Source organism: Vulcanococcus sp. CPBay_Sum15L08_68 (assembly GCF_017855895.1).
Taxonomy (GTDB): domain Bacteria; phylum Cyanobacteriota; class Cyanobacteriia; order PCC-6307; family Cyanobiaceae; genus Vulcanococcus.
Genome location: NZ_JAFMFX010000001.1, coordinates 1 through 16271 on the forward strand (window position 1 = coordinate 1; position 16271 = coordinate 16271).

Here is a 16271-nt window from a genome sequence, read left to right on the forward strand (position 1 = left end):
AGAACGACACGGCTAAAAACCTGCTGACCGCGGGCTGGGATGGCCTGCATGCGCTCGCTATCCACCAGGTAAATCACCTGTTCAGCACGCAGCCAATTGCCGCCGTCCTGAAGGATGTCGACGTCACCACTGAGGACAACCCGGCCCTCATTGCTGAAGTACTGAGCTTGGCGGGCGGTGGCCACGACCCGCTCATCTGGATAGACGATGCGGACGTTGCCACTGGCGGTGATCACACCGGTCTGTTGATCCGCTTGCTGTTGGTCCGACTCAATCGTCACCAGGCCGGTGTTCAACCGCAGGGGCTTGGTGGGAATGGGAGCAGAACCATCGCCCGCTTCTGCGCTGACGACCTCTTCAACGCTGATGACTTCAGCCGCCGGAACGGTCTGCTGAGCCCAACCTGGGGCGCAGACGCCGATCAAGAGTCCAAGGCTTGCCGCGCGACTAGCGAGGGCACTGCACCAGAGACGGGCAGTGCTGCGATCTGCGGCCAAACCCACTCCAGCAACGCGGTGACATCCATCGTATCGCCGAGCACCGCTGCGTTCCTTCAGGAATCGGCATCAATGGGTGTGAGTTCGGGCAAGGGGATGCCCTCAAGCGAGCGGTTCTCGTGCAGGGCCAAGAGGCGTTCACGGGCAACCTGCCTCAGGGGGTCGAGGGCCAGCTCGAACTGGATCGGCCCTGCCCCCTGTAGACGGCCGAGGCCTTCGCCCAGGAGAACCATGGCACCGCGTTGATTGCCGCGGTCGAGATGGTGGTGGGCAACCGCAATCTGGAGGATCCCCTGCAGCGTGCGGCGGCAAGGTCCCTGGGTCTCGTGCCAGAGCTCCTCAAAGCCGTCGTGGCAGGCGTACCACTCACCCGCATTGAAAAGCCTGACGGCCTCCCCGAAACGGGGATCGCGCGTCAGGCTGGTTTCCTCAGGGTCGAGGGGCTGATTCAACGTTTCGCGGGCTTCTTCGCGGGCAGTTTGCGCAGGCGAATCGACTCAGGGGTGACCTCGAGCATTTCATCGGGACCGATGTACTCCAGCGCCCGCTCCAGGGTCATCTGCATCGGGGCTTGGAGGGTATCGAGTTCCTCTGCACCGGCCGAGCGCATGTTGGTGAGCTGCTTGGTCTTGCAGACGTTGAGCTCGAGGTCTTGGGGACGGTTGTTTTCGCCCACGAGCATGCCCTTGTAAACCTTCGTGCCAGGGGTGATGAAGAACTGACCGCGGTCCTCGGCGTTCTTCAGGGCATAGAAGGTCGCGGTCCCTTCCTCGAAGGCGATCAACACGCCGTTGCGACGGGTGTCGAAATCGCCCTGCATCGGGCGGTAGTCGAGGAAGGAGTGGCTCATGATCCCCTCGCCGCGGGTGGCGCGGATGAAGTCACCACGGAAGCCGATCAGGCCTCGGGAGGGCACCACGAACTCCAGCTGGGTGCGGCCGTCGTTGGTGTTCTCCATGTTCTGCATCTCGGCCTTGCGGACGCCGAGCTTCTCGATGCAGGCACCCACCGATTCCTCGGGCACATCCAGCACCAGGGTTTCGAAGGGCTCCGAAGGGGTGCCATCGATGGTGCGGAAGATCACCTGAGGCTGGGAGACCTGGAACTCATAGCCCTCACGGCGCATGGTCTCGATCAGGATGCCCAGGTGCAGCTCACCGCGGCCACTGACGGCCCAGCGATCGGGGGAGTCGGTGTCCTCAACCCGCAGGGCGACGTTGGTCAGCAGCTCTTTATTCAGACGGTCACGCACCTGACGGCTGGTGACGAACTTGCCCTCCTTGCCCGCGAAGGGCGAGTCGTTGACCACAAAGGTCATCTGCAGGGTCGGCTCGTCCACCTTGATCAGGGGCAGCGCCTTGGGCTCGTCAGGGCAGGCAATGGTTTCGCCGATGTTGACCTCGTCAAAGCCGCAGACGGCCACCAGGTCACCGGCGCGAGCCTGTTCAATCTCAACGCGCTGAAGGCCCTGGAAGCCGAGCAACTTGCTGATGCGGCCGCGCTTGACGCTGCCGTCGTCACGCAACAGTGCGACCGGCTGGTTGCCCTTGATCGTGCCGTTGTGAATCCGGCCGATCATGATTCGGCCGAGGAAATCGCTGTAGTCGAGGGTTGTGACCTGAAGCTGCAGGGGCTTCTCGGGGTCGCCAACCGGGGGCGGAACGTGGCGAAGGATGGCATCGAAGAGCGGACGCATGTTGTCGCTCTCCGTGGCCATGTCGGGCTTGGCGTAGCCACCCATGCCACTACCAAAGAGGTAGGGAAAGTCGCACTGATCGTCGTCGGCACCCAGCTCCAGGAACAGATCCAGAACCTTGTCGACGGCCTGCTCAGGATCAACGCGGGCGCGGTCGATCTTGTTGACGAAAACGATCGGACGCAGGCCCTTCTCGAGCGCCTTCTTCAGCACGAAACGGGTCTGGGGCATCGGCCCCTCGTTGGCGTCCACGATCAACAGACAGCCGTCGACCATGCCGAGCACGCGCTCCACTTCGCCACCGAAGTCAGCGTGACCAGGGGTGTCAACGATGTTGATCCGGATCCCTTCGAAGTCCACCGCAGTGTTCTTGGAGAGGATCGTGATACCCCGCTCACGCTCCAGGTCGTTGGAGTCCATCACGCAGGTGGGGACGGCCTCGTTGTCGCGGAAGATGCCCGACTGGGCCAGCAGGGCATCCACCAGGGTGGTTTTGCCGTGGTCGACGTGGGCAATGATCGCGATATTGCGGATCGGTGTTCCGGGATGCTCGCCGCTCATGGATGGGGCTCGAGGGAGGAGGTCAGGGATGGTCTGGCTGGAGCACGCCGCAGCTAACGGCCGCAACGCTCAACTCAAGAGCAGGCGTTGGCTTGGGAACGGTGGCTGAAACCCATGGGCAACGTCGCAGGAATGAACCTGATCGAACAAAGCCGGTATCTCTTGCAGCGTGGCTGATGTGTCTGGAGCGTTCGTGACGAACGACCACACACCAAAACCAAAGAACCCTTCGGTGCGTTAACGCAATCTATCCCAGCAACAAACCGCTCTAGTGGCGCTCGGACAGGGTTCCGCGGGTCACCCCCAGGCGGCTTTCCAACTGTTCGCTCTGCCAGACCATCTGACCACTGATCTCTCCGTTGAGGGCCTGGCGGTAGAGGGCGACACGGCGCTGGGTATCCGCGGCGGTTTCCTGCAGCAGTTCGAGCCTGAAGTGGCGAACGCCAGCCTCCAGGAATTGGGGAATGGCCTCAGCGGCGGTCTGCGCACGGGCATTGAACAAGGTATTGCGGCAACCCAGATCAGCGCGCAGGGGATGCTCTGCGCCGCTGCGGTCCCGCAGGAGAACCTGATGCTGCTCACAGGGACGGCCGCAGTCGGTGTGGTCGTGCCCCTCAGAGAGGAAGGCACAAAACAGGCAGTGCTCCATATGAAAGAGCGGCATGTGCTGGTGCAGGGTCAGCTCGAGGGCCTCGCGAGGACAGGTCCTGACAAGGGCCAACAGCTGATCCAACGCCAGGTCGTAGCTCGCCGTCAGCCGTTCCAGGCCCCAGCGCTCAAGCAACCAGCGGGCAGTGATGGGGTTGGCGACGTTCAAGGAGAAATCGCCCTGGCAGGGGGCCAGGGGCGTGAGCCGCTCCAGCTGATCCACATTCCGAACCAAATAGCCGTCCGGCTCAGCGCGAATCAGCGGTTCCAGACTCCAGGACTCATCGGGCCTGCAGATCCGCTGACCCGCCAACCAGAGGCCGCCGGGCCAATACCCCTTGCCGCGTTTGACGGCCTCCCGCAGCTGCGCAGGATGCTCAAGATCAACGATCACCCGATCGACTGGAAGATCCTTCAGGGCATCGAGCTGGTCGAGGTCACGCACCAGAACGCTCAACTGGGGCTCCAGCCGTTCGGCCTCAGCAATGGGAGGAATCAAGGCCTCCAGGAGGTCAGCCGCTGGGCGCTGCTCCCGGATCGTTGGGGGGACTGGAGTGGCCTGCTGTGCGAGCTGATCCACCAGTTGCCGTCTCAGTTGGTTCAACTGGGCAAGCGGAAGAAAGAGATCCGGTTCAAGCTCCAGCTCCAGCTGCTCTAGACGCCAAGGGGTGCCGCCAAGTCGTCCGAGTTGCTGCTCCAGGCGTTCACGGTTCAAGGCTTGACCCTGCGCAGGTGCGAGGGGCTGCTCACTGAGAACGAAGCATCCCTCGATCGACAGACCGGCCGCCCTCACGACCTCAAGCCGAAGGGCGGTCCCGCACGAGCCCGAGGCCTTCAACACCAAAGGGCGCCGCTGCTCCTCCAGGGAGCGCTCGGCCATGCGCTGAAAGCGGCTCTCCCGCTGGGGATCGCTGGTCAGCCAGCAGGGACTGCCCCGGCGCAAGCCACGCAAATCAACACGCCTGGGACCCAGTCGCACGGCGCATCCCCCCTTCGGCCTGGGCTCGATCGCCATCACCCGTCCCCCGACTTCCTTAGGGGGCAACAGGGGATCGGAATGGGGGACCTCCAGCACGAGTCCGTCACCGGCTTTGCAATCCAGACGTCCCTTGAAAAGCAGCCAGTCCCCATCAACACGCTCCAAGCGCCCAAGCCAGGGGCCGCGCTTTTTGCTCCAGCGCCCATGGACCAGCTGACGGTGATCAATGCCTGCGAGCCAACCGGTGCTGAGCCCGCGCGAGAAACTCAACTCCAGGTTTCGCCGGAGCTCCCGCTGCTCTAACTGCTCCAAAGGCGTGCGCTCACCAAAGAGCTGGTCGAGACCCTGGCGGTAGGCGTCGGTGACCGCGGCCACATAGGTGGGGTCTTTGAGCCTGCCCTCGATCTTCAAGCTGGCCACGCCGGCATCCACCAGCTCCGGCAACAGGTCCCAGGCGGCTAGGTCCTGGGGTGAGAGCAGATAGCGCTGCTCGCCGAGGTCCAGCTCTTCTCCATCAACAATCAGTTCATAGGGAAGCCGGCAGGCCTGGGCGCATTCGCCGCGGTTGGCACTGCGCTGGCCAAGGGCCTCACTGGTGAGGCACTGGCCGGAATAGGCCACACAAAGGGCGCCGTGAACGAAGACCTCAAGGGGCATCTCCAGCTGACGCTTCACCAGCTGCTGCTGAATCCGCTGCAGATCCTTGAGGCTCAACTCCCTCGCCAGGACCACGCGCTGGCAGCCCAACTCTTGGGCCATGGCCACACCGGCAGCGCTGGTGATGGACATCTGGGTCGAGCCGTGGATAGCCAGCTCCGGGGTGAGCTGCTGGGCCAATGCGGCAAGGCCAATGTCCTGGACGATGAGGGCGTCGACTCCGGCAGCGTCAGCGGCCAGCAGTAACTCCGCCGCTCGGCTGAGCTCGTCGGTGAAGACCAAGACGTTGAAGGTCAGGAAACCCTTCAGGCCGCGGCGATGGAGCCAATCCATCACCTCGGGGAGATCAGACGCCTTGAAGTTTTCGGCCCGCAGCCGTGCGTTGAAGGTCTCGACCCCGAAATAAACCGCGTCAGCTCCGTTGACGGCGGCCGCTTTGAGGGATTCCCAGCAACCCGCCGGCGCCAGCAATTCCGGCAATGGGGCCTCAGCCATGCATCAGTTCCATGGATTACTCCGAGAAGCGGCCGGCGGCATCGAAGGTCTTCAGCGCATCGGCGGATCCCTCAAAACGCCAGTGCCAGGGCTCGTAGCTCACGCCCTGACGGTTGTCCTTCGGAAAGGAGAGGACGAAATGAAAGCGATTGGCGTTGCGCTCAAGCCAGGCAAAGGACTCGGTGCGATCGAAACTCTGGGAAAGATGGGTCTCGGGGCGTCGACCATCGCCAAAGTCAACGGCGTAGCCCGTGCTGTGCTCAGAGAATCCGGGCGGTGCACTGACCTGCGCTCGTTCCCGAGCACTTTGATTGCGCTCTGATTTGACTTCAAAAAAGATCTGCTTTTGAAGGGAGATCGAGCGGAAGGCACTGAGCACCCGCAGGTCCACACCCTCGGCATCAGCAGCGCGGCGCATCTGACGCAGAGCCTCGGCCGCCTGGGCATTGAGTGCCACGCCTGGGCCAATACTGATCAGTTGGGAATCCTCCGCCTCGGGATAGGGGAAGTGACCGAGCAGGCGGCCGTCGGAACTCAGACGGGCACTCAGCCCGGCAACGGGAACGGGAGCCAACCGTTGCAGCAGTGGAGCCCGCAACGCATAGGCCACAGCTGCAACGAGAACGAGTGCTGCAGAGGCGCTGGCTACGGCAACGGGAGTCCGACGTTTGCGCTGCAGGCTGGGGGAGAGGGTGCGCCTGGCGAGAGGAATGTCATCCATGCCGGAGGGTTCAGCGCCGCCCTTGCTTGCGCCCGCCCGGTACTGGCTGGTCTGACGACCGGGGCTAGGCAAGCGAGAACTCCCGTTGGAACTGGGGTTATGTGATGTTACGAGCTCGCGCTGGAGTTGCCAGCGGTTGCCTATCAAGCGGTGTTAGCTTCGCGTCAACATCCTTCTGGCGGAGCGGGTTTCAAGATGTTGCGAGTCGCGGTGGTGGGCGGCGGCCCGAGTGGTTCCTGTGCTGCTGAAATTCTGGCTAAGGCGGGAATTGAGACCTGGATCTTCGAGCGGAAGCTGGATAACGCCAAGCCCTGTGGTGGGGCCATCCCTCTGTGCATGGTCGAGGAGTTCGACCTGCCCGAGTCGATCATCGACCGCAAGGTCCGCAACATGAAGATGATCTCCCCCTCCAACCGTGAGGTGGACATCAATCTCGAAAACGAGAACGAATACATCGGTATGTGCCGCCGGGAGGTCATGGATGCCTTCATGCGCGACCGCGCCGCTGAACTCGGCGCCAACTTGGTCAACGGTCTGGTGACCAAGATCGACACCGGCGCCAACCGCCAGGGGCCCTACACCCTCACCTACTCCGACTACAGCGAGGGTGAGGCCACTGGTGAGACCAAGAGTCTCGAGGTGGACCTGATCATTGGCGCCGACGGTGCCAACAGCCGCGTGGCCAAGGCCATGGATGCTGGTGACTACAACGTGGCCATCGCCTTCCAGGAGCGCATCAAGCTGCCTGCTGAGGAGATGAAGTACTACGAGAGCCTGGCCGAGATGTACGTGGGCACGGATGTGTCCCCCGACTTCTACGCCTGGGTGTTCCCGAAGTACGACCACGTCGCGGTCGGCACCGGGACCATGCAGGAAAACCAGGCGCTGATTAAGAGCCTGCAGGAGGGCATTCGCGAGCGCGCCAAGAAGCGTCTGGTGAATGGCGAAGTCATCAAGGTTGAGGCCCACCCGATTCCTGAGCACCCCCGTCCCCGCCGCGTCGTCGGCCGGATGGCGCTTGTTGGTGATGCCGCCGGCTATGTGACCAAGAGCTCCGGTGAGGGCATCTACTTCGCCGCCAAGAGTGGTCGGATGTGCGCCGAGCAGATCGTTGAGGCCAGCCAAGGCGGCAAGCGGGTTCCGACTGAAGCCGACCTCAAGAAGTACCTCAAGAAGTGGGATCGCCAGTACGGCGCCACCTACAAGGTGCTCGAAATTCTCCAGAACGTCTTCTATCGCAACGACGCGGCCCGTGAAGCCTTCGTCGAGATGTGCGACGACAAGGACGTTCAGCGCCTGACGTTCGACAGCTACCTCTACAAGCGCGTGGTAGCGATGAACCCCTGGCAGCAACTCAAGCTGACCCTGCTGACCCTCGGCTCCGTTCTCCGCGGTAACGCCCTGGCACCGCAGGGTTACAAGCCCGTTCCCAGCGCCGTCCGCGAGGACGGCGAGGTCAACGCCATGCTGGCCGTGAGCACCATCAAAGGTGGTATTCGCGTCGGGAACCAGAAGGCCAAAGCCAAAGCCGATCGTGAGCCGGCGTTGAGCGGCAAATAAGGACCTGGTTGGTCAAAAAAGGCAGTGGATTACTCCACTGCCTTTTTTTGTGCTTAAGCCGAGGCGGTGCTCAGTGCTTGATCAATGCTGACCAACTCCAGGGCCTTGGAATCCCAAAGAATGAGGTCAAAGCAATGGGGAATGTCCTTCAGGGTCAGATAGGTGCAGTTCTGCAGTAAATGCGAATGGAAGCGGTGGCAGTCCCGGAGTCTGTAATTGGGAATGCGTTCACAAAGGTGATGGACAGAATGAAAAGCAATATCAGCCGTGAACCAGTTCAAGATGGCTGGCAGCACAAGGTTGCTGCTGCCTTCAATGGCACCCTTGAAATAACTCCAACCGGAGGTTCCACTGGTGTAAGAACCCTGGAAATTGTGCTGAACAAAGAAGACACAGATAAACATGGCCGCTGAGCAGGCCATCACGAAGGAATAGCAGCTCAGAAAAAGCCCAAGGCCCAACCAGGAAGCCATGAGAACCCAACTGGTCAGAACCACGACGTTGTTGGCGACCAGGTCCATCCATTCACCTGTGGTGTACCAGTGGCTGGACTTAAAGTCCAGAACAAAGCGCTTCCAACCGGAGGGTCCCGTCCTAGGGAAGCGAATGGCCTGCTTCAGTGCTGCGCCCGCGAATTCAGCTGAGCCGAGTAGTAGCTGAAGCCTGGGACGGATCACCAGGTAAAAGAAGCCACCGGGAAAGAGCATCAGGGGGTGGCGGATCAGGCGATAGCGCCACTGGGCAGAAGGGGACAACTGGAGAAACTGCTCCACCGTCAAAAGGGACGACGGCCCCCGATAGACATCCCAATTGCCGTTGTGCTTGTGGTGAAAGGCATGACCCCGGGACCAGGGGAACTGCGGAATGGCGTTCAAGCAACCCAAGCCAAAGCCCGTCAGTCGGTTGCACCATCGCGTTGACCAGAGCGTGTCGTGGCCGCAGTCATGCATCAGCGAGAAGCTGCGGGCAGAGAACAACACCAGTGCCAGCAGCACCGGCACCAAAAGCCAGCGCAAACCAGGATCAGCCGCGCAAACGGGAATGACGGCCCAGAGACAGGCAATGGGAAGAACGGTCACGAGGACCTGCCAGAGCGCTCTGGCGTTGCTGGACTGGCGAAAAGAAGCGAGGGAGAAATCGCCGCGACTCAGTGGCCTGTCGAGCTCTGCTGAGCGGATGGAAGTCGTCAGCGGATCAGCCTCTTTGTTGCAAACAGGCTAAGACCTCTTGTTACAGAGCGTTAGCCACTGATCCGGCTGAAGTCAGCCAGAACCGATGCCTGGTTGTTGAGAACACCCAACAGATTGAGGCGGTTGGCGCGGATCGATGCGTCCTCAGCCATCACCATCACGCTGTCCTCTCCATCAAAGAAATTCGCAAGGGCCGACGCACCAGCGATCAGTCCCTGGGCCAGTTGGGCGTAGCGATCGGGATCACTGCCGGTGGCGACGGGCTCCAGACTGTTCAAAACCGAAAGCATCCCGGCTTCGCTGGACTTCTCAAAGAGGCTTGCATCGACAACAGCGCTGGCCGAGAGAACCGTCTGAGGCAGATCCCCTTTGGTGGCCAACTTCGCAGCACGGGTGACCACGGCCTGGACAGCGGTGAGCTCGCCGCCAGAGCGCAGGCTCTGGAGGAGAGAAGCCCGTTGACGCGCATCACCCGGGTCGGCCAGGAGCCTCTCGAGAGAAACCGTTTCACCAGCGACGGCTTGAACCAGATCGGAATCAATGGCGGCCTCTTCCAGCAGGCTCTGCAGGCGTTGCCCCATGAGCTCGGAGAGTTCCTGAGCTAATGCCGCTGCATCGACCTTGAAATGGGGCAGCAGCTTGGCCCAATGCTGCGTCGCACGTTCCAGGAGCGTCTTGATGTTGAGGCTCCAACCTTGATCCCAAAGGATCTGGAGGATGCCGTTGCCAGCCCGGCGCAGGGCATAGGGGTCCGAGGAACCGGTGGGACGCTCACCCTTGGCGTAAATGCTCAGAAGCAGTTCAAAGCGCTCCGCGAGGGCCACCACAGCACCTGCCACCGAACTCGGCAGGGCATCACCGGCCCCCTTGGGTTGGTAGTGCTCCAGCACAGCCAGGGCCACCTCGCGGGGTTCACCCTCGGCGAGCAGATATTTGCCGCCCATGACGCCCTGCAGCTCTGGGAACTCACCAACCATCTGGCTGACGAGATCGTGCTTGCACAGGTGAGCCGCGCGGGTGGCGTGGTCGGCCACCTGGTTCGGCAGCTCGAGCTGCTCGGCCAGTAGGGCAGTGAGCCACTCGAGCCGCTCAACGCGATCGAGGAGTGAACCCAGGCCCTCAGCAAAGGTCACCCGCTTGAGCTGCTCGCGCCGCTCAGCGCTGGCGACGGCGCGGTCGGCCTGGACAAAGAACTCAGCGTCAGCCAGCCGGGCCTTCAGGACCCGTTCGTTACCCCGGCGGACGGTGTCGCTGGCCTCGGCAAGGCCATTGCCAATGCAGAGGAACCGCGCCAGCAAACTCTTGCGGGCGTCCAAGGCCAGGGGGTCGGAATCCGCGTCCTTGCGATACAGAGGCACGTAACGCTGATGGGCACGCATCACGGTGCTCAAGACCTCCGCGGGCAGAGCCAGGTAATGGTCCGCAACGCTTCCCTCGATCAACAGGGGGGTCTCAACGAGATCGGTCAGTTCCTCAAAGAGGTCACTGGGTAAATCGGGAACCGCATCCAAGGCGGCGGCACTGCGTTCAACGCTGGTGCGAATGAATGAAGCCCGATCAGAGCGATTGACCACCACCCCGGCGTCGGCCAGGGCAGCGGCGTAGGCATCGGCCGACGGGATCGCCACGGCGTCGCTGTAGAGACGGTGGCCACGGCTGGTCTGGCCGGACTGCACGACGGGGTCGCTACCGGAGAGGGTGACGGGGATCAGCTCGGAACCCAGCAGCGCCACCAGCCACCGCACGGGCCTGGAAAAGCGGCTTTCTCCCACGCCCCAACGCATAAAACGACGGCCCTGGAGGGCTGCAATCCACTGGGGAATGGCCTCCGCCAGGAGCTCACGGGCGGGGCGCCCGGCTTCCAGGACTTCCGCAAAGACAAACGGACCCTTGGGGGTGTCACGCACCTCAAGGGCAGCGGGATCAACACCGCAGCGCTTGGCAAAACCTATGGCGGCCTGGGTCGGGACACCGTCTTTGAACGCCTGTGCTGCGGGTGGCCCCTTGCGCTCATCGCGCAGATCGGGGGCTGATTCAGACAGATCACTCACCTGGACCACCAGGCGACGGGGAGTGCTGGTGGTCTCAACCTGGCCGTAGCTCAGTCGCGCTGCACTCAGATCACGCTTCACCGCCTGCTCCAGCTGCGGCAGCGCCAGGCGCGCAAAATCCGCGGGCAACTCCTCAGTCCCGATCTCAAGCAGAAAGGTGGACACGGAGCAGGCAGCCTCAGCAGCCGCTCAGCTTATTGAAACGGCTCCGAAGCCAAGCCTGGTCGACGCTTCGCTACGTTCAAAGATCACTGTTTGTGGTGCGTGAGCGTGGCCGAAGGGCAGTCCGTGGGGCAAGTGGAGCAGAAGAGCCCCGAGGAACGGACGTTTTCCCCTTCCATCGCCACAGGCGCAGAGCGCACCAAGTTTGAGCAACTCAAGGCCGACAGCGACTACCTGAAGGACCCTCTCGCTGCAGAGCTGCAGAACGACCTGAGTCACTTCAGTGACGGGGCCGTTCAGTTGCTGAAATTCCACGGCAGCTATCAACAGGACAACCGCGAAAACAGGCAGAAGGGTCAAGACAAGGACTGGCAGATGATGCTGCGCCTGCGCAGCCCCGCTGGACGGATCCCGGCCGGCCTGTATCTGGCGATGGATGAGCTGGCCGATCGCCTCGGCAATGGAACGCTGCGGGCTACCACCCGTCAGGCCTTCCAGATGCACGGCATCCGTAAGGGACATCTCAAGGAGGTGATCGGCACCATCGTTCGCTCGATGGGTTCGACCTTGGCGGCCTGCGGCGACATCAACCGCAACGTCATGGCGCCGGCGGCCCCCTTCGAAAAAGGCGGTTATCCAGCGGCCCGCCAATTAGCCAACGACATCGCTGACGTCCTCAGCCCGCAGGCCGCTGAGGGCAGCTACCTGGACCTCTGGGTCGATGGCGATCTGAGTTACCGGATCAAACCCAGCCGCCCCGTGAAGAAGGCACGCGAGCGGCAACAGGAAGGGGGTGTCTTTAGCGGGGACGCCAAGGAGCCTCTGTACGGCGGCACCTACCTACCCCGGAAATTCAAGGTGGCCGTGACGGTGCCTGGGGACAACTCCGTCGATCTGCTGACCCAGGACATCGGCCTGGTGGCCTTTGCTGATGCCAACGGCGAACTCCGTGGCTGCAACGTTTATGTGGGTGGTGGCATGGGCCGCACCCACAACAAGGAGGAGACGTTTGCCCGCACAGCTGATCCCCTCGGCTATGTGGAAGCTGAACACATTTTTGATCTGGTGCAGGCGATCCTGGCCCTGCAACGGGACCACGGTGACCGCAACAACCGTCGTCACGCACGGCTCAAGTACCTGATCCACGATCAAGGCATTCGCTGGTTCAAAGACGAACTCAAGGCGAAGTACTTCTCGCACCCGATCAAGGGTCTACGACTTGAGCCCAAAGCCAAGCTTGAGGACTATCTGGGTTGGCATCGCATCAGCGCCGGCAAGTGGTTCGTCGGCATCCCGCTGTTGTGTGGCCGTCTCTCGGGCGATCTCAAGCGGGGCCTTCGCCAGCTGGTGGAGACCTATCAATTGGAGATTCGTCTCACCCCCAACCAGGATCTGCTGCTCTGCAACATCGGCACGGCCCAGCGGGCTGCAGTCAAAGAAGCCCTCGCCGCTCTTGGCGTTGAGACGCCCGAAACACCGGACCAACTGGCGCGTCACGCCATTGCCTGTCCTGCGCTCCCCCTCTGCGGGCTAGCGGTGACCGAGGCCGAGCGGATTCTTCCCGATGTGCTGGCGCGGCTGGATGCACAACTGCGGCGCCTCGAGATTGAGAAATCAATCCTGGTGCGCATGACCGGCTGTCCAAATGGATGCGCCCGTCCCTACATGGCTGAACTGGGCCTGGTGGGTGATGGCGTCAATCAGTACCAACTCTGGCTTGGTGGAACACCGAACTTGAGTCGTCTGGCTGAGCCCTACCTCGAGCGGATGCCGCTGGAGAAACTCGAGAGCACGATTGAACCGCTGCTGAAGGGCTGGAAGGCCGCAGGCGGCCGCCGCAGCTTCGGTGACTATGTCGCCAAGCTCGGCCGCCAGTCCGTTGAAGAGCTGGTCCGCTCAGCCGTCTGACGCACGGCCATAGATCGCCTCGCTCTGGCTCCGCTGCCAGGCCCAGAGCTGGTCGCCGTAGCTGAAGTGCCACCACTCGTTGGGGTGTTGGGCGAAGCCCTGCGATTCCATCGCATCAGCGAGGAGTCGGCGCCGTCGATCCCATTCGAGGGCCTGTTGGCGCTCCACACCGTCAGGCGTCGTATCGGCAACGGCGCGGTAGTGGTGCGGCTCTGATACAGCACCGATCGCGTCGATGTCAGAACCCATGTCGACGAGTTCGCCCGCCCCATCCAGCAGGGTGAGGTCAACCGCCGCTCCGGTGCTGTGGGGAGGTGGTGTCGCAGGATCCAGGCTGGGCGGAGCCCAAAAGCGACTCACCTCGTCAATGACAGCCGCCACGGCTGGGCTGGCCGAGCTGGGGTTTAGGCCTCGGGTGCTGCACTCCTGGGCGATGGCGTAGTCCACCATGAAGCGCTGGACAGCAATCGGACGCCAAGCGTCAAAGATCGCCAGGCGGTAGCCGGGTTCAGCCGTGCTTAAAACCGTCTGGGCCTGGAGGAGGCGCTGGATGACTCCGGTGCGGAGGCGAAAGGGACAGGCACCCTCGCCATAGGGGGCACCAACGGCGACATAGGGGTGGGGTTCGATCCGAAAGAGAGCCGCAGGCAAGGGGGCAAGCGACTCGGCGCAGTCGCGGATGACGATGTCACTCCAGGGCCGCAGGGGCATCAGTTCAGGCGGGCAGCTTGGGCGACCCGATGACGCTGGTCGCTCAGCACTTTGGCAAGGCCCGGGTGTTGATCCAGGTCAGGATCCTCCGCCACGATCTCCTGGGCAACGCGGCGGGCCTGCTCCAGCACCTCCCCGTCGTCGGTGAGGCTGGCGAGGGCCAGATCTGGCAGCCCACTCTGGCGGGTGCCCAGGACCTGACCGGGACCCCGCAGGCGCAGGTCCATTTCCGCGATCTCAAAGCCGTCGTTGGAGCGCACCAGCACCTCCAGGCGCTGCCGTGCGAGCACATTGCGGCTGTCGTTCACCAGCAGGCAGTAGGACGCCGCAGCCCCTCGGCCAACGCGTCCGCGCAACTGGTGCAACTGGGCCAACCCGAAGCGATCGGCGTGGTCAATCACCATCACGCTGGCCTCGGGCACATCCACGCCCACCTCGACCACGGTCGTACTGACCAGCACCTGGGTCTCGCCGCTCGCAAAGGCTGTGATTGCCGCCTGCTTCTCAGCACTGGGCATGCGTCCATGCAGCAGACCGACCTGGAGGTTCGGGAAGACCTGCTCGCTGAGCTGCTGATGCACATCGACGGCAGAGCGCAGGTCCAACTTCTCGGACTCCTCCACCAGGGGCAGGACGACATAGGCCCGCTGGCCGAGGGCCACCTGCTCTCGAATCAAGCTGTAGGCCTCGTCGCGATCGGCGCTTGCCAAAAGGCTCGTGCGAATGGGGGTGCGGCCAGGCGGCAACTCGTCGATTTGGCTGACCTCCAGATCACCGTGAATGGAGAGGGCCAAGGTCCTTGGGATCGGCGTCGCCGTCATGGTCAACAGGTGAGGCTGCAGGCCCTTGTCCAGCAGGCGGTTGCGCTGGTGGACGCCAAAGCGATGCTGCTCATCGACGACCACCAGACCCAAGCGCTGGAACTGAACGGGATCCTCCAGAAGGGCATGGGTCCCCACCAGCATCTTCAGGGTTCCATTGGCCAGGTCCGCCAACAACTCTCGCCGCCGGCGCAGGGGTGTCGATCCGGTCAGTAGGGCGCAGGTGACATGCAGTTGGGGCAGCCACTCGCAGAGCTTGCGGTAGTGCTGTTCAGCCAACACCTCCGTCGGTGCCATCAGGGCCCCCTGGCAGCCGGAATCAATCGCGGTCAGCAGAGCAGCGATCGCGACCACGGTCTTGCCGCTACCGACATCCCCCTGCACCAGACGGGCCATCGGCTGGTCCCGCCGCAGGTCAGCCCGGATCTCCGCCAAGACGCGCTGCTGGGCTCCGGTGAGGGGGAAGGGGAGCAGCTGCAAAAACGCCTGGAGCAATGCGTCACCCTCAACCGCCAGGGCAGGGGCGGGACGACTGGTGAGCTGGCGGCGCCGCTGCAGCAAACCCAGCTGCAGCAGAAGGAACTCGTCAAAGACCAGACGGTGGCGAGCCTCGCTCAGAGACGCCTGGCTCGTCGGACCATGGATCTGGACCAGGGCCTCCGGCAGCGGGACCAAGCCCTCCCGCGCCTGCAGCGAAGCCGGCAGCGGATCACCCCATTGGCCTGCAGCCGCCACCACGGGACGGATCAGATTGCGCAGGCGGTCGGCCGTCAGCCCCTCGGTCAGGCCGTAGACAGGCAACAGGCGGCCAATCTGGTCACTGCGAACCGAGGCATTGGGACTCTCCAGGACCTCCATCAAGGGGTCCTGGAACGCCGGTCCGTAGGGGGTCTCCTTCACCAAGCCGCTAATGGCAACAGAGGCCCCGACGGGATAGTTGCGCTGTTGGGCCTTAAGCCAAGCCGGTGAGCTGAACCGCTTCCCCGCAAAGAACTTCGAGACGCGAATCCGGCCGGTGATATCGGCCAAATGCAGCTCGAGGATCGAGAGGTTCGGGTTGCGCGGGCTGGTGAAGCTGTGACTGCGGCGAACCGTGGCGACGATCGTGGCCGTCTTGCCGGGCTCGAGGCCGGCGATGCGCACCAAGTTGGCGTAGTCGAGGTAGTCGCGGGGGTAGTAGCGAACCAGGTCTCGGGCAAGCCAAAGATCCAAGGCAGCGAGGCGCGTGGCACTTTTTGGGCCCACACCGCGGACCTCGCTCAAGGGGGTATCCGGTTGGATCGTCTGGGAACGGGGAGCGCCTGGGGACTCACTGGAGAGCAGGCGCAGTCGAGGGGGAGAGACCGGCTGAACCGGCTGAAGGGCCTTCTGCAGTTCAAACAGATACTGGCGGCTGCGGCGCACCAGGCTCTGGCGGCGGGACTGGCTCAGTTCGCCATACCGAGCAAAGTCACCGGCCAGCTCCCCCAAGCCAGAGAAGCGCTGGCGATCGAGCTCCTCCGGTGGCGCCGCCAGGGCTCGCTGCAGAAAGCTGCTGAAGCGCTCCTTGCGGCCGAGCAGGTCCTCAAAACCACGCTCAGCCTCGAGCTGGAGCGCCTGTTGCAGCGGACGCAA

Annotated in this window: 11 protein-coding genes; 2 read left to right on the forward strand and 9 right to left on the reverse strand. The window is 63.0% G+C overall.

Going from position 1 to position 16271, the window contains the following annotated elements:
- The 5 genes from QZ189_RS00005 to QZ189_RS00025 form a co-directional block, all read right to left on the reverse strand.
- Positions 1-503: hypothetical protein (locus QZ189_RS00005; protein WP_296417705.1), on the reverse strand; the 503-nt coding region annotated here is incomplete at its 3' end.
- 50 nt (positions 504-553) lie between these two features.
- On the reverse strand, positions 554-949 hold the full coding sequence (locus tag QZ189_RS00010) for a DUF309 domain-containing protein (protein ID WP_296420465.1): 396 nt from the start codon (positions 947-949) through the stop codon (positions 554-556).
- Positions 946-2754, reverse strand: coding sequence for a translational GTPase TypA (gene typA / locus QZ189_RS00015; RefSeq protein WP_247478336.1), 1809 nt, complete (start codon positions 2752-2754; stop codon positions 946-948). Before typA ends, QZ189_RS00010 begins: the two co-directional genes overlap by 4 nt.
- Before the next feature lie 268 nt (positions 2755-3022).
- Positions 3023-5533 (reverse strand): U32 family peptidase, encoded by a 2511-nt coding sequence (locus QZ189_RS00020; protein ID WP_296420467.1) that lies wholly within the window; start codon positions 5531-5533, stop codon positions 3023-3025.
- Positions 5534-5549: 16 nt separating this feature from the next.
- Complete coding sequence (locus QZ189_RS00025) at positions 5550-6254, reverse strand: M15 family metallopeptidase (protein ID WP_247478325.1); 705 nt, start codon at positions 6252-6254, stop codon at positions 5550-5552.
- A 195-nt stretch (positions 6255-6449) separates the two neighbouring features.
- On the opposite strand from QZ189_RS00025, the gene chlP reads away from it, so the two are divergent.
- The gene (gene chlP / locus QZ189_RS00030; RefSeq protein ID WP_247478322.1) at positions 6450-7814 is read left to right on the forward strand and encodes a geranylgeranyl reductase; all 1365 of its coding nucleotides are present in this window, start codon (positions 6450-6452) and stop codon (positions 7812-7814) included.
- Positions 7815-7867: 53 nt separating this feature from the next.
- Here chlP and QZ189_RS00035 read toward each other — a convergent pair whose 3' ends face one another.
- Together QZ189_RS00035 and glyS are read right to left on the reverse strand one after the other, a co-directional pair.
- Complete coding sequence (locus QZ189_RS00035; protein WP_296415802.1) at positions 7868-8893, reverse strand: fatty acid desaturase; 1026 nt, start codon at positions 8891-8893, stop codon at positions 7868-7870.
- Between the two features lie 161 nt (positions 8894-9054).
- On the reverse strand, positions 9055-11220 hold the full coding sequence (glyS, locus tag QZ189_RS00040) for a glycine--tRNA ligase subunit beta (RefSeq protein ID WP_296420469.1): 2166 nt from the start codon (positions 11218-11220) through the stop codon (positions 9055-9057).
- A 174-nt stretch (positions 11221-11394) separates the two neighbouring features.
- Here glyS and sir point away from each other — a divergent pair, with 174 nt between their 5' ends.
- Complete coding sequence (gene sir, locus QZ189_RS00045; protein ID WP_296420512.1) at positions 11395-13125, forward strand: sulfite reductase, ferredoxin dependent; 1731 nt, start codon at positions 11395-11397, stop codon at positions 13123-13125.
- On the opposite strand, the gene QZ189_RS00050 is transcribed toward sir, so the two are convergent.
- Both QZ189_RS00050 and recG read right to left on the reverse strand, forming a co-directional pair.
- On the reverse strand, positions 13114-13836 hold the full coding sequence (locus tag QZ189_RS00050) for a M15 family metallopeptidase (RefSeq protein WP_296417698.1): 723 nt from the start codon (positions 13834-13836) through the stop codon (positions 13114-13116). The two genes, sir and QZ189_RS00050, sit on opposite strands and share 12 nt — an antisense overlap.
- Positions 13836-16271 carry an ATP-dependent DNA helicase RecG gene (gene recG / locus QZ189_RS00055; protein WP_296420472.1) on the reverse strand — a complete coding sequence of 812 codons (2436 nt, stop codon included), beginning with the start codon at positions 16269-16271 and terminating at the stop codon, positions 13836-13838. The genes QZ189_RS00050 and recG overlap by 1 nt, the downstream gene beginning before the upstream one ends.

Excerpts from the sequence above, each read along its gene's own strand:
- typA (WP_247478336.1), bottom strand. The coding sequence starts at position 2,754 with ATGAGCGGCGAGCATCCCGGAACACCGATCCGCAATATCGCGATCATT.
- QZ189_RS00050 (WP_296417698.1), bottom strand. The coding sequence starts at position 13,836 with ATGCCCCTGCGGCCCTGGAGTGACATCGTCATCCGCGACTGCGCCGAG.
- chlP (WP_247478322.1), top strand. The coding sequence starts at position 6,450 with ATGTTGCGAGTCGCGGTGGTGGGCGGCGGCCCGAGTGGTTCCTGTGCT.
- QZ189_RS00020 (WP_296420467.1), bottom strand. The coding sequence starts at position 5,533 with ATGGCTGAGGCCCCATTGCCGGAATTGCTGGCGCCGGCGGGTTGCTGG.
- QZ189_RS00025 (WP_247478325.1), bottom strand. The coding sequence starts at position 6,254 with ATGGATGACATTCCTCTCGCCAGGCGCACCCTCTCCCCCAGCCTGCAG.